Raw genomic sequence first — 20,155 nt, forward strand, 5'->3', positions numbered from 1 at the left:
AAAAATCGTTTTTCGAAAGCTACGCTTTCAGGATTTTTTGCAAGGTGTCATTCTTTATCAGAACGTAACAACCTAATCCTAGGTACACTGACGTGTTTCAGTGCGCTGAAAACTAAACATTTTCAGATAATCAACCGTGTATTTACACCATTGATTAGAATATTGGTGGAGCCAGGCGGGATCGAACCGCCGACCTCTTGCATGCCATGCAAGCGCTCTCCCAGCTGAGCTATGGCCCCGTCCTTTGGAACCCTCACGATGTTCTGTGACTGTTCCGTTACAGCGGGGCGCATTCTAGGCATCAGCCGTGATCATGTCAACGGTTTTTTTAAGAATTTTCTCTGTTTGCTATAAAAGCGAGCGCCTTGTCTATTCTATCACCAACTTTTGCTTGTTCGAGTAAATTCAAGGTGATATCCAACGATGGGGAATTGCCGCCACCAGTCGCTGCAACACGAAGTGGCATACCAACTTTACCCATCCCCACTTCCAGTTCTTCAGCGGTATCATTGATCGCCTTATGAATGGTTTCTGGGTTCCAATCAGTCAGTGCCAACAACTTCTCTTTGACCAATTCCAACGGCCCTTTTGCGACAGGTCGCAAATGCTTTTTCGCAGCCTTTTCGTCAAATTCGTCGAAGTCTTGGAAAAAGTAACCGCTGATTTCAGCAAGTTCTTTTAGCGTTTTGACTCTATCGGCTTGTACTTCAATTACGGAGGTAAGACTCGGTCCGTTATCTAGCATTATACCTTGCTGCTCAAAATGCCATTTCGCGTGTTCTGCGACCTCTTCTACTGGCGAAGATTTAATATAGTGTTGATTTAACCAAATCAATTTTTCTGTATTAAACGCCGATGCCGACTGACCAATAGCATCTAAACTGAACTTTTCAATCATTTCTTCCAGTGAGAAAACCTCTTGGTCACCATAAGACCACCCTAGCCTCACCAAATAATTGAGTACAGCTTGAGGTAAATAACCGTCATCACGATATTGCATGACACTAACCGCACCGTGACGCTTAGATAACTTTTTACCATCGTCACCCAAAATCATAGAAACGTGAGCGTACTCTGGTACTGGGGCACCTAGCGCTTTCAATATATTGATTTGTCGCGGAGTGTTGTTAATGTGATCTTCACCACGTACTACGTGGGTGATGCCCATATCCCAATCGTCTACTACTACACAGAAATTATAAGTAGGAGAACCATCAGAACGTTGAATGATCAGATCATCAAGTTCAGTGTTACTGATTTCAATCTCACCTCGTACGTGGTCCTTTATCAACACAGTACCATCTAACGGGTTTTTAAAACGAATAACAAAAGGCTGACCTTCTGGGTGATCAGTACGATCTCGCCATGTACCTGGATAACGAGGTTTTTCGCCCTTCGCTTTTTGTTCTTCACGGATCGCATCCAGTTCTTCTGATGACATGAAGCACTTATAAGCTTGACCATTATCAAGCAATTGCTGGATTAACTCACCGTAACGGTCAAAGCGTTGAGTTTGGAAAATTGGACCCGTGTCCCATGTTAGTCCGAGCCACTGCATACCATCGAGTATGGCTTGTTTAGCTTCTTCTGTTGAGCGCTCTAAGTCTGTATCTTCAATACGCAGAACAAATTCGCCGCCTTTATTTTTTGCATATAGCCACGAGTAAAGTGCAGTTCGCGCACCGCCTACGTGTAAATAGCCCGTCGGGCTTGGAGCAAATCGGGTTACAACCGCCATGCTAATCTCTCTAAACTTGTACAAATGAAATTGCGCGCATTCTACCAGCCTACAGATTGGGGCTCAAATGGATTCCGAACCGTAGTAGCGAATCTCCGATTTTGTTTTAAAAGCTGCCAGTTTCCAATACAAGCTTTACTCACAAACGTTCGAATATTGCTCAAATTGGCATGAATTGACTACTTTTATGGCAAACGGAATAAAATCTTAAAAAATGTGGTTGACAGTCTTTGCCGCAACTCTATAATACGCCTCCACTTGCCAAGCACGGCAAGTAATCGAAAATATGGACGCTTAGCTCAGTTGGGAGAGCATCGCCCTTACAAGGCGAGGGTCACTGGTTCAAGCCCAGTAGCGTCCACCACTTTTCAAATGCATACAATATGGACGCTTAGCTCAGTTGGGAGAGCATCGCCCTTACAAGGCGAGGGTCACTGGTTCAAGCCCAGTAGCGTCCACCATCTTCCCCTTACATCACCAAAACAAAAAACAAGTCGCCTGGTTCAAGTCAACCGCCCCACCCTACTGAGGTCTTCAGACACAGTGTTTGCTTAGCATAGTGTTGTCGATGAATCGACGTTAACAATCGACAGCGGCCTTTGAATAGCGAATCGACAGGGGCTTAAATAAAGCTATCAGTGTTACATGTGCGTTAATACGGACGCCATTTATTGGGTAAAAAGGTCTAGACCATGAGTGCCAGAAAGGGAAATGTCGGCTTGCTATCGAGCTTGGCGTATTTGCTTAAGATAAAAGGATGCATGCTGCATGTTGTATGCTGTCTATGCCTACCTGTGAGCTTTCTTTCAATTGCTGACCATGGGGATGCAAAAGCCTCAATCACTACCCAATCTGTAGTCGCCATTTCACATTCGTTTTCAATCGATAACGGCATCAAAATTGATATTGTGTTGCCGCCCAACTACCACAAAACCGAAGCACACTACCCTTTGGTATTTGTATTCGATTCGCAGCGCTACCTACTTTTGCCTGCCGCCTATCAAGCGTCGTTAGCTTGGAAGGAATACACGCCACAATTTATCATCGTCGGTATCGATACGACCAACGCCAAACGACGCCACATATTAGGAAACGGGGCCGCTAACCTAATTTCGACCATATCCGACGACATCATTCCACGCATTGATAAAAACTACCGCACAAACCAATTAAGGATCTTATTTGGCTGGGAAAAAGCGGCAGGCTTCGCCGTAGAATTATTAGCAAAAGAGCCTGAGCTATTCAGTGCCTACATTCTAGTAAGTGGGACTTTTATTACTTCGTCTAGATTGGCAACATTGGAACATACCCTAAAAAACTCTCAAGTCCGGCAGCCTTTCGTTTTTCAAACTTTGGACAAAACCGAAACATGGGCAATAGACGAAAACAATGCATTAAAAAAGATACTGGCTATTAACCTTACCGAACGCTATCAATTTGTGTGGACGAGTGGTGAAGATCATTATTCGACACCCTACACCGCTTTTAGCAAAGGCTTGTCTGCATTCTTATCTGACTATCGGCCGCTTCGATTTTACTCGCTGGCAGAATATGCTGATTTCGGCGGTTTAGCGGCAATAAAAAAACATTACAGTAAACGTGCAAAAATGTATTTAACGTCTTCAGCAGTGCATGAGCAAACTATACACTTTTTGTTGAATCAAGCAGTCAATGAAGGCAACTTCGACGTATTTTCGCAAATCTACACCGCCTATCCTGATTTCATTGCCTCCAAACGCTACAGACCTGTGTTTATCGACAAATTTGCCTCTTTTTGCGATGGGAATCGAGATCTCAAAACCGCCGAAAGCATCTACAAAATTGGTGTTAGTCAAAACCCGTTGTCTGCAGACCTTCAAGAGAAACTGGGTGATATCTATTTAAAAACTGGCGATCACCAACAAGCCCGAGCCGCTTTCCAGGCATCAAAACAATTGGCTTTGAACGAGGGAGAAACCGAGCGCATAGCACGTATTAACGCCAAATTAATGCAAATTACAGGCTGACAGCAATTTTTAGTCTCACCAAATCATCAGCGCCCTCCTAGCCTTTTGATATACACGGCTCTATACAACTAATTACTATCCAATGACACCCATCAAACGAGATACCGAGTTGTTGTATGACAGGTATCTTCGGCAGATACACTCGAGATAAACGATTTCCAATCCCACATAAAGACAAAGCAACACTAATTCTTCATCAACTACTGCCAACAAAAATAAGAAAACGTTTACTTAAAGTTAAGATCAAAAAAACCGGAAAATTAACTTTTTCCCAACTTCCACAAAAGAAACCAAAAAACAAAAGAAAATATATAAAAATCATAAGTATAAATACAACCCAACAACAAAATCACAACATGAAAACAACACAAAAACCCAAAAAACACTTAACTTCCTGTTTACAAACCTTCTTAAATGATTTAGCTTTACGTAAACGATTACGCAAATGACTTGGAATTATCTGTTTTTTGCTGCAAGAATAGGACACAAGAGGAAACACGGTAAATGAACAACTTCACTGGCACATTTAAACCATTAGCGCTTGCGGTTTCATTCGCATTGACAGGCCAAGCAGTCGCACAAACGGCTGAACAAGAGGCTGATACGCCCGATAATGAAGAATCTTCTTTTGAGCAGATTGTTGTTATTGGGAACATGCAAAAAAGGTTAATCGAAGCATCGGTTCCTTTCTCGCAAATCACTGAAGAACAAATCGCACGCCAAGCACCTCGTAATATTTCAGACGCGCTCGTAAATATCCCTTCTCTTCAAGTTGAAAACACATCGGGCAATACGAACAATGAATATCGATTCCGTGGTGTCGGTGCTGGTGGTACACAGTTTTTAGAGTTTGAAGAAGACGGTATACCAATCATGCGAGACGCACCGGATTTCTTATACCGAGTCAGTAACGCCACTGCAGGAATTGACACGGTTCGCGGCGGTAATGCACCAATCCTCAGAACGGCCGCAATTGGTGCAGTTGTCAATTTCCGTTATAAAGAAGCGACCGAAGAACAATCGGGCGACGTGTTTTTTCAAACTTCTGATTTTGGCATGTTAAGAACGGAATTATGGCTTGGAGGTCCTCTTAATGAGCAACTCGAATATACTCTCGCAGGCTACTACACGACAGATGATGGTGTACGTGAAGTAGATTTCCCAGCCAACGAAGGCTACAACCTTCACGGTAGCCTTAAGTACTATCTAGAAGACGGTTCGGGCTACTTCAAAGTATCTGGCCGATCATTTAATGAAAACAATATTGTCTATTTGGCTGTACCGCTGACCGGCGATCCGGCTAACCCACAAGCGTTTCCAGGTGGTCCCGACATAACGACAGGGTCGTTGTTAAGTCGGGAAATTGCCCTTTCAAATACGTTTTCTGCACCCAACGAACCCAGTAAGTTGGATTTGCTGGACGGCAACGCCTCAGACATGACTTATTTAGGCACAGAATTCAACAAGACGTGGGACTACAATGACGGCTCAGTACTGGAGTTTACCAGTCGCAACCGTTATACCAGTGTCAATTCTCGCTTTTCTGGCTACTATGCTGCGGGCTTTGCATTAGGGGGAGACTTTCAAACAGGTGAATCACTTGTACCCAATATGTTGAACTCTAATACCATGGGAGCCGGATTGGTTAACTACAGCTACGCGATGCCCACAGGTTTCACACCAACCGGTTATACTGTTACCAATCAACAAGGTGAAGTATTAGACAATGGTGCCATAAGCGATACCAACGGAAATGGCATAATCGACGCAGGTGAAGCGACGTCAATGGCAACCACCCTAGCGAATGGAAACGGAATTTTTATGCCCGTCGCGGCATTTGACCAAGACAATCCATTTACCAGTTTCCAACAAGACTTAGAGTTAAGTTACAGCTTCGATACGGATAACGCAGAGCATTATATCGCAGCTGGTTACTACTATTTGAAAATGGATCGCGAACAAGATAACCGACAACAACTTTTCCTCATCGACCTACGCCCACAGGCGGGACGCGTAGATGTTAATTTACAAGATGCTGATGGAAATCAAGTTACCTTAACCGATGATGGTTTCCTTACCCATAACCACTGGTTGAATCGCGAATCAATAACCGATCAAATCGATGCTTTTTATCTCAATTATGAGGTCAAGCTAGATAAACTAACCCTTGATGTCGGCGCACGTAGAGACGAATTTAGCAACATTATTCAACGTGCCAATACTATTAACTATTTTGGCGATGGTCCTAATCAAGTTCGATTGCCAGAACCTGGTACAACTGTCTCTCCCGCAGTATCGTCCATACAACGATATGATGGCTCTTTTCGTACTGACCAAGACTTTACAAACAAAGAATGGAGCTACACCTTCGGTGCTAACTATTTAGTACAAAATAATTTTGCACTGTACGGCCGAGTCACCTCAGCTCAACTACCCAACCCTCGCGGCGCGACGGGTACTGATGTTATGGAGCTAGGCGCTCGTTATGACGGAGGTAACTTTACTATCGCAGGTAACCTATTTAGGTTGACGCAAGACGGCGATATTCAAGAAAGAGGGTTAACTATTGACGGTCAAGAGGTCGTTGTTCAACTTCAAACAGACAGAGAATCCGTCGGACTTGAAATCGAAGCAGTCTGGGATATTACTGATGCTTTGAGTATCAATCTTAGCGGCACCTATCAAAAACCAGAGTTTGCTAGTGGCGGTTCAGCGACAGCAAGACCGGGCTTTGATGTAACACAAGCCCAACTTGATGAGGCAGTGGGGAACCTTACGTCCATTGATGGTAATCAAATCGCAAACCAACCGGAGATACTGGGTAACCTAGGCCTAGATTACGAATGGCAACTTGCCGACTACGGGTACCTTAACTTTAGCCTCGTCTTGCGATATGTGGATGAAGTGCCATTGGATGATGCCAATACTAACTACACCGAATCTTACACGCAGGTTAATACTGGACTTAATTTTGAAAGTCTAGAGGGTGATTGGTACGCACGTATCAATGTGCAGAACTTGACTGATGAAGAGGCCATACAACGTGTATTTGGCGGCCCTCAGTCAATCGTCGAACAGAGTGTTGCTGCAGATGGGTTTTATGGTCGACCATTGCTCGGTCGGAACGTTGTACTCGGTGTTGGTTACCGATTCTAAACCCGTGAGTCTAGCCAGAGTGGGAGTCCTCCTACTCTGGCTTCCGATGCAGCAGCATATGCTCGCTTCTTCACTATGCTCACAGAAGCGCTGGAAAACGATTAGGGTAATAAATGTCACTTCGTCACTTATTAATAATTACTACGCTATTTTTTGTCAGTCAAATCGCATCGGCCAAAAAACAAGTGTCGATAGCGGGTTACGGCGGCAACGATGTTTTCGCAATGAAATTACTTTTAGAAGAAACGTTAAAAGAGCAGCTCGATGCCAAAAATATTGATGTTTCTTATTTTGCGATAGAAAGCGATTATCCCAAATACATTCTCAACGCGCTTTCATCAGGTAACGCTCCCGACGCGTTCTACGTCAACACTGATGTTGCACAAAGTTGGATCAAGACAGGGCAGCTACTACCGCTACCTGAGATTCTCACTACAGCTCGTAGCGATATGCAACCTCGCGTTCTTGACACGTTCACGCATAACGGCAGGCTATACGCGGTTCCCAAAGACATGAACGCTATCGCGTTGATATACAATGTAGATGTGTTTACCGACGCAGGTGTCGACGTACCCAACAATGACGACGATTGGTTTGACCTCAAAAGGAAATTACAGGACGTCGTCGATACACTTGGCGACGAGGGCGTAACAGGGCTGTGTATTAGCTCGGACTTCAATCGGTTTGCTCCTTTTGCTCTCGCCACGGGCTGGCAGCCTTTTGACCAAAACGGAAGAACGATACTTGATAGTCATTTCAAACGCGCATTTTCCTTTTATTTATCACTACATAAAGACGGCTTGGCCGTCATGCCCTCAGATTTGGGGCAAAACTGGGGAGGAGGCTGTTTAGCTATAGAGCGAACGGCTATTGCCATTGAAGGAAGCTGGGTCGCCGGCTACTTGAGGGATAAAGCACCAAATTTGCTATTTGGCAGTACGCTTCTACCCGCAGATCCGCTCTCTAAACAGAGAGGTAACTTGCTATTCTCGGCTGGCTGGGCGGTCAACAAAAACGCGAAAGATATCGAGGCAACACTCGACGTTATTGAGTTACTAACGAGCGTACAAGCGCAATCAACCATACTATCTTCCGGCCTGGCTATACCTAGTTCTTTATCGTTAGATACGCATCCCTTTTTCGCTGCAGATGCGCCGAATAACCAACTTGCAAAAGCAATTCGACTCGGCACTCTGGTAGAAAACACAATGACGTTTAGTTTCGGTGATTATGGCAATCAATGGCTCGACCCTATTCAAATCGCATTATCGTCTGTCATGTTAGGTCAACTTAGTGAGGCCCAGGCTATTGCCGAGGCGCAGGCGGCTTATGATGCTATGTATCAAAGAAAAGGTGAAAACCAATGACACTATCTTCTTCGTTTAAGCACAATGCTTTTGGTTGGCTGCTTATATCCCCTTTTGCATTATCATTGGTACTGTTTTTTCTCTATGCGTTGTTAAGAACCATCGCGTATAGCTTTACTCAATACGACTTATTCAACGCCCCGCAATGGGTTGGCTTACGCAACTATGTTGATTTGTTCACTGACCCGTTGTTTTTTAGAGCTCTGATTAACACCTTCGCTTTTTCATTGATTGTAACATTTGTGCAAACATCACTCGCCCTCTTGCTTGCAGTTGCATTGAATGCGGAAATTAAAGCTAAAGGTTTTTTTCGCACCGTTTACTATGTACCCAGTATCATGTCGAGTGCGGCTGTCACCCTTATTTTCGTCTGGGTTTATCAAAAAAACGGTTTTCTGAATCAGCTACTAAGCAACGTATTTAGCCACCAAGTTATTCTGATTGCATTCACTATATGCTTCGTCACAAGCCAAATTACGCTTGTTATAATGGGTCGAAAACGCCACCAGAATGTGAAATGGGCAGATCCTTTTTACGCGCTTATTAGTTTACTTGTTGCATCAAGCCTAACACTGTTTTTAACAACTTCGGGACTGGTCGAGAAGCAAGAAACAGAGGTCATTGTATCTTGGCTCGGAACACGAGAGGTGATAGGCCCCCTCCCCCTCACACTGTGGGCTATCGTCATTCAGAATATCTTCACAACGGTCCCTACCTTGATGCTTCTATTTCTGGCTGGGTTGCAAGGCATTTCAGACGACCTATACGAATCGGCAACGGTAGATGGTGCCAATAAATGGCAGCAACTTTTGCATATTACCGTGCCTCAATTAGCTCCTGTGACTTTCGTTGTTATCACTATGGGTATCATTGGTACGCTGCAAATGTTCGACCAAGTGGCATTGCTGGGTGGAGGTGTGCCTTTAGAGTCGAGAATTACACTCGCGTTCTACGTTTATCACTACGCGTTTCCAGATGGTACGTCACCGCAAATTGGTGTGGCAAGTGCGGCGGCGTTAGTGTTAGGTGCAATTACTTTAGTTCTGGTATTCCTCCAGAAAAAACTCGGCGTGAAGGAGCAAGGTAATGGATAACAAATTGCACAGTAAAAACGCCGCCCAATTCAAGCGACGTCGCTTGGTATCTCACCTTTTGTGGGTTTACACACTGCTTTTACTTCTCGCTACCGTTACCCTCGGCACGTTTGTAGTCGCCTTTGTCGCGAGTATCAAAGATGATGCACTGCACGAACCCAATAACATCAATATCCCACAACTCCATCCCTCAAATTGGTTCTCTGCCGCCACTTTGGGACACAGTGGTGGAGCAAGTTATCTCTTTGGCGGCTTCAAACCTGAAGGCGATATCACATTTCGTGTCACCTATGCCACGACAAATGACAACATTTTGACTGAACCTGTTATTGAGATTCCACGCAGAAAGCCCGGCAGTGGAATGGCATCTATCGCCTACCCTCACTTTGCTGCAGACTATGCTAACGTGTCCTCCATCAAGCTAATTACGACAGACGAAAACGTAGATTACGTCCAGACGTTAGGTATAAAAAAATTAATCCGAAAGGGAAAAAGTGCGACATGGGAATTCACTATTCAATATTCTGGCTATGGTCCTGATATCAAACACATACCACTGGACATCACAACACCGCGACATCAGGTTCTCATCGACTCGACAATTCCTCCCAACCGTTTTGAGCGAAGAGGACGCGTGGCAAGTTGGTCTAATATATCTCCGGGTTTAGTTGGCTACATTTTTAAAAGCTACGCACGTGTTTGGAACGAGTCAGTCAGCCTAGATACGGGAGAGAGCTTATTCTGGAGCTGGACAGTCAACTCGTTCTTCATAGCGGTCATGAAAATGATACTTACCGTTCTCATCGCTTGTGCGGGTGGCTTTGCACTCGCTAGGATGCAATTTGCTGGCTCTCGAGTCATTTTTGTCGCCCTTGTTGTATCAATGGCTGTTCCAATGCAGGTTAGCTTTATTTCTAACTACGAAGTGTTTAATTCGTTGGGTTTACTCAATACGCCATGGGCTGTCGTAGGCCTGCTCGTCGCTTCAGCACAAGTCCTGATAATGAAACAGTTTTTCGAATCATTTCCACGTGAGTTAGAAGAAGCAGCGGTAGTGGATGGCGCGTCGCCCCCTGCTATTTTATGGCATGTATTCATGCCGCTAGCCAAACCAGCAATAGCCTCGGTAGCCATTCTAGCCTTCCAGGGTACGTGGAACGATTTTTTCTGGCCGCTAGTCGTTCTCACTACGCCACCAGAAGCCTACACACTGCCGGTTGGCTTATTGAGTTTGCGCAATAGCTATGGTGTTGCCGGCGATTGGAACCTCATTTTAGCAGGCTCGTTTCTTTCGACGGTACCTGTGCTCATTATATTCATTGTCTTCCAACGTTATTTTGTCGGAAACAACGTAAATTCTGCCGTAAAAGGGTAATAGCTTCGTATTTGGATAATGTTATGAATAAACTTCGATTAAAAAATATCAACAAGATTTACGACCCTACTGGCACACCTGCTCACATTGTCAAAAATGCCAATCTCTCGATTGATGAGGGTGAATTTGTTGTTTTTGTGGGTCCTTCAGGCTGCGGCAAGTCGACGATGTTGAGAATGATCGCGGGACTTGAGGATATCACCGGAGGAGAGTTACTGATAGACAATCAGATAGTGAATGACTTGTCGCCCAGTGAGCGTGGAATTGGAATGGTTTTTCAATCCTATGCACTCTACCCGCACATGACGGTTCGAGAAAACATCGCATTTGGCGTTAAATACACGAAAAGCTGGTCATCCAAGCAAACGTCACAAGCGGTAGAGTCTATAGCTGAGGCTCTTGAACTCACTCACCTTCTTGATAGGAAGCCCAGTGAAATGTCTGGTGGTCAGCGTCAGCGAGTAGCAATTGGTCGAGCGTTGATCAGAGAACCCAAAGTGTTCTTACTCGATGAGCCTCTATCAAACTTAGATGCCGCATTGAGAGTCCGTATGCGTATGCAAATCGCAGCATTTCATCGCCAATTCAAATCGACGACCATTTATGTCACTCACGACCAAGTCGAAGCCATGACGTTAGCAGACAAAGTTGTCGTGCTTAACAAAGGAAACATTGAACAAATCGGTTCGCCTCTAGAGCTGTATCACTTCCCGCGCACGGAGTTTGTTGCGAACTTTATAGGGTCGCCCAAGATGAATATGGTCGATGTTACCTTTATAGAAAATTCAAATGGAAAAGTTGTAGTCGACATGGGTGGCAAGCGAGTTTCTGTCGCGGCAGATGGCTCTGAACTCACTACTGGCCAATCACTGAAACTCGGTATTCGCCCAGAAGACATTCAAATTGGCAGCGTGTCTGACATCCCTGTCTATGTGACTGGAAAAGAACTACTGGGCGCCGAGTCAATCTTATATACCAGCACCAAAGCCGTGAATGACGAGTTTTTAGTTCGATGCCCTGGAACCCTGAACGTCAATAAACAAGATGCGCTTTTCGTTAAATTTCCCGAAACTGCCTGTCACCTATTTGTCGATAATGGTGTTGCATTAAAACGAAATGTGGATAGGCAAACGCTGTTCGTTAAACCCGAGGATTTGGTCCCTGCATAGAGGGACCAAAAAAATGTTAATCTTTATCGTAGTAAAACTGCATACAGGTAAGTGTGCCAAATACAAAGCAACATACGATAGTAAAGATAGAAAACGGCAAAGAAAAGTCTAAGTACCCAAACATGGCAAAGATACCGTGAATAATGCCTGTAATGACACCAAGGCCCCCACAAACTAAGCCATAAGTGCGACTGGATATACTTTTGACTGCTGCCGATACACGGCCAAGCTGGTATAAACCAACAAATAGTGGCGGAAACGCGAGTAAATTAAACAATAAAAAACCTTGGATCCCACCAGGAAGCCGAAACATATTCCATTCCTGCCAATAGGCTGCATCAATTTGATGTAATGTTAATGCCACTAACGTCAATATATAAAATTTTGTTTTCCTATCCATAAACCCATCTTTGTATTCAGTGTTGCGATAAGACTGGTCAATAATGTAATAAAATTGGGAGAGGCGCTAAACGCGCCGAAGCTAAGACCGCTAACTTCACTTCTGTGCTGAGTGGAAAACTAAGGTAGGTATAGGCGATACTATCGTTGATGAGCAATGTCGTATGCCCTTCATCAAGCAGCAGCTGAACCGATACGCGACCATTGCAGCTGTGTTTAACTTCATAGTCGTGATCAAAACCATTGGCCCGTAAATCCTCGTTCCAGTTGTTTTGACGCCAAGTGCGAACTGTTAACTGACCATCTGAAAAGTAAAGTTTATATTGCAACGTTTTACACGCATACGGCTCAATTTCAATTGCTTCCCCATCACGCATTTCAATGTCAAATTCAATCAGTAGACACGACCATTCAGTTTCCTTCACTGCAAACTCGCCTTTATCGAATGTTGGCTGCCAAAGAAATTGTGATTCAAAAAAGTCATGAACACTCGACACAAAAGACTGCATTAAAAAGGGATACTCAGGATTTTGGGCGTTCAGATTGAGTTGACGCGGGACAATCATCGCCCCGCGAAACGTATCGGTCGGTAGTACTTTTGCGTATTGGTGATTGCTCATCCAAGCACTGATAATTCTCTCACCATCTGGGGCATCACTGAACGATTGTGTGGCATAGTGGTCTCGTCCAAAATCTAGCCACATAACGCTATTGTGTTGATAGATACTGGTGAATGTATAGCCATCGAAAAAACCAACAAAGTATTGAGTTCCTGAGCCTCCAGCCCAAGCCCCTTCGCCTATTCCTACGATGAGAACCCAATAACAGCGGTTCGTGTGAGGACATGTCAATTCGAACAAGTCAGGGCATTCCCATGGTCCCTTGGAGTGAATACCGTATCGATGGCCAAATTCACTGACTAGTTGCCAATCAATTAAGTTGGATGAACGGTAAATTTCAATGTGTTGACCACAAGCGAGTACCATGACCCATGCTCGGGAAGTGGCATGCCAAAACACTTTAGGATCTCTAAAATCCGGGTTACCCCGAGACTTCAATATTGGGGCACCATTCTTATACTTTATCCACTCTATTCCATCTTCACTATATGCCAATGACTGGTGTTGTTCTGGACGTACGTCAACCTCAGCAGAAACGGTTTGGTAACGACACTCCACAAATGAAGTGTACAGCGCAACTAGCCCAGAACCTGACGGAAACAGACCTGAAGTATTATTTTTATCAACCACTGCAGAACCTGAAAAACACATGCCAAACTCGTCAGGAAATAAGGCGATGTCATGCTCCTCCCAATCAATCAGATTGCCTGAGGATTGGTGCCCCCAATGCATAGGTCCCCATACTACATCGTTCGGAAAGTACTGGTAGAACTGATGATAGCAACCATTAAAGAAAACCAAACCATTGGGATCATTCAGCCAGCCTTTGGCTGGCGTCAGGTGCATTTTTGGACGGTATGGTTCAACCTGGCTCAATGTCTTACTCACCATCGTTCATCAAGTAAACAAGTGCAGCGGCCGACCATGCTTGTGGTCTACAGGCCTCGACATAAGGCAGAATCGGAGTGGTCTCTCTGGGATAACCAGAGAACAATTCAGGTAAACGCCGGTCTTTCTGAGACGAGGCAACATCGATCAATGCTTGCTTTACACGTTCAAACTGTAGTTCTTTACCGTAACGCTTGAGGCCCGCTGCAAAAATAGCCGTATCATGTGGCCAAACAGATCCATTGTGGTAGGAAATCGGGTTGTACCTGACTTCTTTGGTACTTAACGTCCTCAAGCCCCACCCGCTCCACATATCGTCCTCGAACAAGCGGTTGACCAAAACATCAACTTTTTCGTCGAGTACGATACCCGACCACAATAAATGACCACTATCAGAGCTGTTTACATCAAGTTGTACGTTGTTTTCATCAACGGCAATTGCAAAGTTGTTGTGCTCTTCCATCCAAAACAAACGATCAAAGGATTCTCTGAGTCTTTCGGCTTGTAACGTGTAATGCGCCGCTTTTTCATTATTGCCGGCATGGGCATAAAAATCTGCTGCCGCTAAATAGGCCGCAAATGCATAACCTTGCACTTCAGCAACAGCAAGTGCCCCCTCGCCCAAGTCTCCATTGCGATAGCTCAGTGAATCGTGTGAGTCTTTCCAACTTTGCACGGTTAAGCCCTGAGTATTGCCACGAAATACAATTAACCCACGGTCATCTTGGTATTTTTCCATCCATTGAAGTGCGCTTTGCCAATTGACCTTTAACGCATCAACGAGATGATAGTCGTCGGTTGCAGTGGCATAGGCATGAAGTAGTACAACAAATAGTGGAGTCGCATCCGCAGTACCGTAGTAGGTAAGAAACGGTAATTTGGCCAAGCGACTAAACTCTGCGTACCGTTGCTCGTGCAATATTTTTCCTGGCTGCTCATCTCGATATTCATCAACTTTTGTTCCTTGATTCGCAGCGAGATATTGCAAGGTACCTTTGGCCAATTCGGGATAGGCATTAATCAAAAACCACGAGGCGATAATTGAATCTCGGCCAAATGGTGTAACAAACCAAGGAATACCAGCCGCGATAGTAAGTCCGTGTTCGGTAGCTAAAAGTAAATCATGTAAATCTCTTTCCGCTTGTCTGTAGACTTTGGTTGGGTCAAAAACCTCAGTATGGCTCAACCAATTCTCTGGCACATCTTGAATTGTTGAAGCGATGGTGTAGGACGAAGTGAATTTAGCACTGACTTTGAGTATTGTTTTTGATCGAGGCTCGACGTGGATGTGTTCATGAAACCTAAATTCTTCTAACTCGAGTACGACCTCTGTTTTCACATCATCTTCTGCGATGTAATGCGCGTCATAGTGAGAACTTGACTGATGCTGATGCACGTCCCTTACACCATCATTTGGTACATGTCCTCGTACTTCAAACATATCGATAAAATCGCTATCCAATTTCAATTCGGCTGCAAACTGGTGAGCCTCTAGATCATCATTAACCAGTTCTAGCTCATCTTCAAACCCGCCATCTTTAACTGTAAGGGTACGAACAATCATTAGGCTTTGTTTGTGGTTCTCAAATTTACTGAAATACTGCTTAATACACCGGCTACCAATATATTTTGTGTGCAGTAACTGGAAACCTGCCAAATCCCATTCGTACTGACTCAATACGCGAGTATCAAGTACGTAACCTCCGGACTCTTCACAAGAAAGTTTGGAGTCCGATTTACTGTTTATTTGGCCTTCATCGTTGAGAATAAGGTACGTAAAATTTTTTTTTAGAGGGATCATTAGAGCACGCCTTCTAATCTGTTAATCCAAATATAGATGACAGTATAGTAAACGTTTACGTAACGAGTTCAAGTATTATCGAAATTAAACTTTAGATGAGTCTCTAACAACAAGATTAACAGGTAATAATCGACTCTGGGGTTCAACCCCGTCACGCGCTTTCGCTAATAGCTCTACTGCATTTTGCGCGATTAATTGGATGTCTTGATGTACTGTAGTTATCGACTCGAATACGCCGGGCAAATCGTCAAAACCAACAATTTTCAAATCTTTAGGTATCTGTATACCCGCGTCTTGGCATGCTAGCATCGCTCCGTACGCAATATCGTCGTTCTCACAAAAAATAGCGTCAAACTGCAACGTTTTTTTCAGTAGCACCTTTGATAGAGTTCGATATGTTTGTAATTCAACCGCCAACAGTTCATCGATATATAACTGACTCGCGATAAGACCTTGCTGCTGAATACTTTTTTGAAATCCCAGAGTTCTTGACTTCGTCCCCTTGCCCTGCAAAGCACTTTCGATGATCAAGAAACTTTCGCAACCGTTTTCGAGAAGATGTGATGCCGCTAACTGCCCCCCCTGAAAGTCGTCTGGACAAACCCAAAACTCTCCTGGAGCCTGTCCAATAGTGACCAGGGGTAACGACGCTTTTTTGAGACTTTGAATGCGAGGATCGTCATCCTCTACACCCGTTAATATGACCGCACTTGCCTCTCTGATCAGATTATCAATCTTATCGTAAGGGTATAGGTTCACGATAAACCCATCTTCACTCATTAACGCATGGATATGCTCAAATAGTGAAGAGATATAATGGCTATGCGGTGTATCACTTCGACCTAATGAGATCGCAATGTGATTGTTTTTGCCAAATTTTAACCGACGTGCAGCGTCGGATGGTTGATAGCCCAACTCATTACATATATCTATGATTCGCTGACGCGTTTTTTCTGAAATTCCCGGCTTACCATTTAGCGCGCGAGAAACTGAAGCGACGGAGACCCCCGCTAACCTCGCAGCCTCTTTAATAGAGTTCTTATTCATATCCGTAGCTATAAAGGAGTAGTAAAAAGAGACTATCAAAACAGAACGACAAAAGAAACCGAACAAAATAGTAAACGTTTACTATTGAGATAAAGATAAAAAGCCCTTTAGTTAAGTTCACGAAGAAATCAGTAAGAAGTCAGATAAACGTCATGCTTCAAAAAGCGTAAACCGTCACGCTGTCAAACGTTGAATTACTACCTAAAACAAGGACAGCAAAATGAACACATTCTCTCGATTTAAATTTTGGTTTATTGGCGCCGCGTTGCTTGCTTTTTGCATTGTGGCCTATCTCATTTATGCCTTAGCCGGCTTTACCAGTAAGCCCGTGAAATTTGATGTGCCACCTCCATTTGTTCAACAATACGCCAATGCACTAAACCATCCAGACTTTGACGCACTTGAAGGCTATAACGATTATTATACTGACCAGCGTCACCAATCTACCTCAGACAATATTACAGATGACTACTCTCGGGAGACGGCACTGTTACACAGCGTGATATTTGATGGTCAATCACCCGACTTAGCACTAGAATTATTCGGCCACCCAGATAAGCGGGTTAGAGTCAAAATGGCATCTGCTTTTGCAGAAATGAATATCAAATACAGCCATGATGAAGAAAGTGGCTACCCAGATAAACGCCGCAAGTTTTGGAAAGACTGGGCGAGCTACTTACCCAACATGGAAAATGCGTTGTTTGAGGCGGTTGTTACCTCCGCGAAGGAAGGCACACTAAACTATATCCCCTACACTCTCGCTTGGATGCCCACACAAGATCAAGATACCGTTGAATTGCTCACTTGGGCGGCAGAGCATCACCCCGATCCTTGGGTAAGGCGTTTCTCAGTGTACTTTGTCGTCAAATTCGGTGGCAATGAAACCATGGCAAAGCAATTACTGGAAAGCAGAGTTGATGACCCTGCTTACATCGTCAGAAAGCAAGTACTCGACCTGAAGTACGAGCGCTTAACTGGACAAATAGATCAAAGTTAAAAAGGCACATCTGTTTGCGCTTTGTTTTACGCGAAATAAAGCGCATGGATTTCCAACCTAAGCCGCTATTGGCACCTATCACTAAAAAACGTTTATCGTGTTGGTCTTTGTTGTCTGCAATTCGCAAAACTCGTGGATTTTCGTCCTAATTCAAAGCGTTGTTTTGATTAATTCTGACGTTTGTTTTTTCTTTGAAAGCCAATTAGTATGAACGACGTATCCAATTTTAATGTGGATTGATAGACAACAACTGTATGGCGAAAGATTTATCAACTTTTTTTCTTTTATGACGATAACAATAAGATAACGCGCGAATTCCCAAGGTATTTCAGCTTCAATGAATTTAAAACTAGCTCGGCAAATGAATGTACTCATCGTGGACGATCAAGTTCGCGCAAAAGGCTATTTAAAGTATTCAGTAGAAGAACTGGGGTTTCAGAACATTGATTATGTCGATAAAGTGCCACAAGCCCTTGCGAGCATACGCAAATCACACTACGACTTGATCTTGTGTTCGTATGAGTTAAAGCAAGAACAGGATGGCTTTTACCTCTACGACCAATTAAAAGAGAACAACGAATTACCCGCTAGCTCCGCATTCATCTTTATCAGTGCGGATACCACTCCGGATATCGTTCACAGCATTATTGAATTGCAACCTGATGATTTTCTCGCAAAGCCATTTACTGTGCGCGAGCTGAACAAACGCATTTCTCGCGTTTTAGCGAGAAAACGAGCTCTCAAAAAGGTATATGATTTACTCGAGACTCGCGATTTCGAAGCGGCACTAACCGAGGTTGAAGCGTTCCTGGCTGAGCCCAAGAATGCAGAGTTTTTCCCATTGGCCCTCAAAACAAAAGGTGAATTACTGTTCGCCTGCGATTACATCAGTGAAGCAAAAGATTTTTATTTAGCCATTATCAACGTCCAGAAGTTTACCTGGGCGCAGTTAGGCCTAGTCCGTTGCTACTTGGCGCTAGACGAAGATGAGGACGCAGAAAAGCTGGTGTTAGCTTTGGCGTTTCAGCAGGAGTCTATGCTGGCGGCTTACGACTTATTGTCAGCCCTCCAGATTAAACAACAAGAATTTGACGACGCCCTAGATTGCGTCACCATGGCCAGTGAAATTTCGCCTCGAAACATAAAGCGTCATCGTACTGCGCTCGATTTGTCTAGAATTACCCATGACTACGAGCGCCAGTTCGAGGCGGCCAAACGAATTGTAAAATACGCAAAAAATTCTATTCACGACAAGCCTGATATCTATCTCAATGTTGCACGAGCGGGTGTCGATTTCGCCATGACAGCCGACGACCAACAAACGTCAAAGTTACTCAAGCAATCTAATGAGTATCTAAAACAGCTTAAATCTAGCTTCCCGAAAGCGGATGTGGCCGAGCAAGTCGCTGTCATTGATGCGCGAATGTTGTATTTGCAAGACGAAACCGAAAAAGCCAAATCGTTGTTGGGCCAACTGTCAGATGAAACCTGGGAAGTGGAACCTGTGGAAGCCCTGTTAGACAAAGCGAAGGCGTTTCACGAAGTGGGTCTTCAAGATCATGCGTTGAAGATTCTTGATGTGCTAGAACGTCGTTGTAAAAATGATCCCGACCAAAGTGACTTATTACTTCATTATGTTAGGCAAGAACGCTCAGAGAAATCCGAAATCAAACTCAGTCCGAAAGAACTGAATAATTCAGCGGTTACCCAGTATCAACAAGGTGATCTGGGCCAAGCGATTGAAACCTTCCGTCAAGCATTCACTGTAATGCCAAAGAATCCTGCTATAGCCCTAAACCTATTGCAGGCTACCGTTATCAGTGTAAGAGACTACGGCGAAACCGAGCATACCTCTCAAGTAGTGAGGCAATGCATGCAAACTATTGAAGGTGGAAAGCTCTCGGCTGACCAAGAGCAACGCTACGCTAAAGTGAAAAGTGCTCTCAAAGACTTAGCGTAACCAAGTCGAACTCGCTAAACAAAAGAAAAGCCGGGTTGGTATTCATGAAGCCCGTCAAAATCCCCTTTCGACAGCTCTACACCTGTGTTCCTTGCAATCGCGTAAGCCATACTGATATGAAAGTAAAAGTTGGGTAAGACAAACTGATATACGAACTCTTGTTGATTCAGTTGCAGTGTTCTGTCGCCAGCCTGTTCCACAACCTCAATACTGGCATCTAAACCATCGATTTGAGGTAGAGCATGTATTTGCCCCCTAACTTGTTTTATAACGTGAAGCAAGTTGGGCTTGTCAGGCAAATCAACACTGACTAAATCAACTGGCTCACCGACAAGAGGCAAGTACCCACGCAAAGCCATGTTACACGCCACAATGCACTGTGTTTTCATGTCAAACATGCCTTGCCCTAACGATTCACAAAGTTGGCTCTCCGGCGTTTTCGTAACAATCAATGAAAGTTGCTCTAATCCTCTGACCAATGTGCTTTGCAACATATTGACTCTCCCTGTTAATTCTCAAATTTCACTGCTATGTTATC

15 protein-coding genes and 3 tRNA genes are annotated in these 20,155 nt (G+C 44.2%); 11 read left to right on the top strand and 7 right to left on the bottom strand.

Annotated elements, in window-relative coordinates:
• Positions 1 to 163: 163 nt before the first annotated feature.
• Positions 164 to 239: transfer RNA gene (locus AC27G9_RS20090), tRNA-Ala, on the bottom strand.
• A gap of 89 nt (positions 240 to 328) precedes the next feature.
• Positions 329 to 1,738, bottom strand: a complete 1,410-nt coding sequence (gltX, locus tag AC27G9_RS20095; RefSeq protein ID WP_487076310.1) for a glutamate--tRNA ligase — start codon at positions 1,736 to 1,738, stop codon at positions 329 to 331.
• Positions 1,739 to 2,026: 288 nt separating this feature from the next.
• Between gltX and AC27G9_RS20100 the strand changes: the two genes are divergently transcribed.
• From AC27G9_RS20100 to AC27G9_RS20140, 9 genes are all read left to right on the top strand, one after another.
• Positions 2,027 to 2,102: transfer RNA gene (locus tag AC27G9_RS20100), tRNA-Val, on the top strand.
• 21 nt (positions 2,103 to 2,123) lie between these two features.
• Positions 2,124 to 2,199, top strand: a tRNA-Val gene (locus AC27G9_RS20105).
• Between the two features lie 231 nt (positions 2,200 to 2,430).
• Entirely contained in the window at positions 2,431 to 3,744 is a 1,314-nt protein-coding gene (locus AC27G9_RS20110) for an alpha/beta hydrolase (protein ID WP_487076311.1), read from the top strand.
• Positions 3,745 to 3,860: 116 nt separating this feature from the next.
• The gene (locus AC27G9_RS20115; protein ID WP_487076312.1) at positions 3,861 to 4,193 is read left to right on the top strand and encodes a hypothetical protein; all 333 of its coding nucleotides are present in this window, start codon (positions 3,861 to 3,863) and stop codon (positions 4,191 to 4,193) included.
• A 55-nt stretch (positions 4,194 to 4,248) separates the two neighbouring features.
• Positions 4,249 to 6,900, top strand: a complete 2,652-nt coding sequence (locus AC27G9_RS20120; protein WP_487076313.1) for a TonB-dependent receptor domain-containing protein — start codon at positions 4,249 to 4,251, stop codon at positions 6,898 to 6,900.
• Between the two features lie 113 nt (positions 6,901 to 7,013).
• The gene (locus AC27G9_RS20125; protein ID WP_487076314.1) at positions 7,014 to 8,267 is read left to right on the top strand and encodes an ABC transporter substrate-binding protein; all 1,254 of its coding nucleotides are present in this window, start codon (positions 7,014 to 7,016) and stop codon (positions 8,265 to 8,267) included.
• Positions 8,264 to 9,361, top strand: a complete 1,098-nt coding sequence (locus tag AC27G9_RS20130; RefSeq protein WP_487076315.1) for a carbohydrate ABC transporter permease — start codon at positions 8,264 to 8,266, stop codon at positions 9,359 to 9,361. Before AC27G9_RS20125 ends, AC27G9_RS20130 begins: the two co-directional genes overlap by 4 nt.
• Complete coding sequence (locus tag AC27G9_RS20135) at positions 9,354 to 10,736, top strand: carbohydrate ABC transporter permease (protein ID WP_487076316.1); 1,383 nt, start codon at positions 9,354 to 9,356, stop codon at positions 10,734 to 10,736. The genes AC27G9_RS20130 and AC27G9_RS20135 overlap by 8 nt, the downstream gene beginning before the upstream one ends.
• A 23-nt stretch (positions 10,737 to 10,759) precedes the next feature.
• On the top strand, positions 10,760 to 11,905 hold the full coding sequence (locus AC27G9_RS20140; RefSeq protein WP_487076317.1) for an ABC transporter ATP-binding protein: 1,146 nt from the start codon (positions 10,760 to 10,762) through the stop codon (positions 11,903 to 11,905).
• A gap of 16 nt (positions 11,906 to 11,921) precedes the next feature.
• Here the strand turns inward: AC27G9_RS20140 and AC27G9_RS20145 are convergent, their stop codons facing one another.
• The 4 genes from AC27G9_RS20145 to AC27G9_RS20160 all read right to left on the bottom strand — a co-directional run bounded on the left by AC27G9_RS20145 (position 11,922) and on the right by AC27G9_RS20160 (position 16,660).
• A complete protein-coding gene (locus AC27G9_RS20145) occupies positions 11,922 to 12,305 on the bottom strand; it encodes a DUF6713 family protein (protein ID WP_487076319.1) in 384 nt (127 codons plus the stop codon).
• Positions 12,306 to 12,342: 37 nt separating this feature from the next.
• Complete coding sequence (locus AC27G9_RS20150; protein ID WP_487076320.1) at positions 12,343 to 13,800, bottom strand: glycoside hydrolase family 32 protein; 1,458 nt, start codon at positions 13,798 to 13,800, stop codon at positions 12,343 to 12,345.
• Positions 13,801 to 13,804: 4 nt separating this feature from the next.
• Complete coding sequence (locus tag AC27G9_RS20155; protein ID WP_487076322.1) at positions 13,805 to 15,613, bottom strand: glycogen debranching N-terminal domain-containing protein; 1,809 nt, start codon at positions 15,611 to 15,613, stop codon at positions 13,805 to 13,807.
• Positions 15,614 to 15,697: 84 nt separating this feature from the next.
• On the bottom strand, positions 15,698 to 16,660 hold the full coding sequence (locus AC27G9_RS20160) for a LacI family DNA-binding transcriptional regulator (protein WP_487076323.1): 963 nt from the start codon (positions 16,658 to 16,660) through the stop codon (positions 15,698 to 15,700).
• A gap of 220 nt (positions 16,661 to 16,880) precedes the next feature.
• Here AC27G9_RS20160 and AC27G9_RS20165 point away from each other — a divergent pair, with 220 nt between their 5' ends.
• Both AC27G9_RS20165 and AC27G9_RS20170 read left to right on the top strand, forming a co-directional pair.
• Positions 16,881 to 17,657 (top strand): HEAT repeat domain-containing protein, encoded by a 777-nt coding sequence (locus AC27G9_RS20165; RefSeq protein ID WP_487076325.1) that lies wholly within the window; start codon positions 16,881 to 16,883, stop codon positions 17,655 to 17,657.
• 337 nt (positions 17,658 to 17,994) lie between these two features.
• Positions 17,995 to 19,617, top strand: a complete 1,623-nt coding sequence (locus AC27G9_RS20170; RefSeq protein ID WP_487076326.1) for a response regulator — start codon at positions 17,995 to 17,997, stop codon at positions 19,615 to 19,617.
• 14 nt (positions 19,618 to 19,631) lie between these two features.
• Here AC27G9_RS20170 and AC27G9_RS20175 read toward each other — a convergent pair whose 3' ends face one another.
• A complete protein-coding gene (locus AC27G9_RS20175) occupies positions 19,632 to 20,111 on the bottom strand; it encodes a DUF1993 family protein (protein ID WP_487076327.1) in 480 nt (159 codons plus the stop codon).
• Positions 20,112 to 20,155 lie beyond the last annotated feature (44 nt).

The organism is Alteromonas sp. 5NS40-0096 (assembly GCF_057544385.1).

Bases quoted from the DNA above. Each gene is read 5' to 3' on its own strand.
- gltX (WP_487076310.1), bottom strand. From the start codon at position 1,738: ATGGCGGTTGTAACCCGATTTGCTCCAAGCCCGACGGGCTATTTACAC.
- AC27G9_RS20110 (WP_487076311.1), top strand. From the start codon at position 2,431: ATGAGTGCCAGAAAGGGAAATGTCGGCTTGCTATCGAGCTTGGCGTAT.
- AC27G9_RS20115 (WP_487076312.1), top strand. From the start codon at position 3,861: ATGACAGGTATCTTCGGCAGATACACTCGAGATAAACGATTTCCAATC.
- AC27G9_RS20120 (WP_487076313.1), top strand. From the start codon at position 4,249: ATGAACAACTTCACTGGCACATTTAAACCATTAGCGCTTGCGGTTTCA.
- AC27G9_RS20125 (WP_487076314.1), top strand. From the start codon at position 7,014: ATGTCACTTCGTCACTTATTAATAATTACTACGCTATTTTTTGTCAGT.
- AC27G9_RS20130 (WP_487076315.1), top strand. From the start codon at position 8,264: ATGACACTATCTTCTTCGTTTAAGCACAATGCTTTTGGTTGGCTGCTT.
- AC27G9_RS20135 (WP_487076316.1), top strand. From the start codon at position 9,354: ATGGATAACAAATTGCACAGTAAAAACGCCGCCCAATTCAAGCGACGT.
- AC27G9_RS20140 (WP_487076317.1), top strand. From the start codon at position 10,760: ATGAATAAACTTCGATTAAAAAATATCAACAAGATTTACGACCCTACT.
- AC27G9_RS20145 (WP_487076319.1), bottom strand. From the start codon at position 12,305: ATGGATAGGAAAACAAAATTTTATATATTGACGTTAGTGGCATTAACA.
- AC27G9_RS20155 (WP_487076322.1), bottom strand. From the start codon at position 15,613: ATGATCCCTCTAAAAAAAAATTTTACGTACCTTATTCTCAACGATGAA.
- AC27G9_RS20160 (WP_487076323.1), bottom strand. From the start codon at position 16,660: ATGAATAAGAACTCTATTAAAGAGGCTGCGAGGTTAGCGGGGGTCTCC.
- AC27G9_RS20165 (WP_487076325.1), top strand. From the start codon at position 16,881: ATGAACACATTCTCTCGATTTAAATTTTGGTTTATTGGCGCCGCGTTG.
- AC27G9_RS20170 (WP_487076326.1), top strand. From the start codon at position 17,995: ATGAATTTAAAACTAGCTCGGCAAATGAATGTACTCATCGTGGACGAT.
- AC27G9_RS20175 (WP_487076327.1), bottom strand. From the start codon at position 20,111: ATGTTGCAAAGCACATTGGTCAGAGGATTAGAGCAACTTTCATTGATT.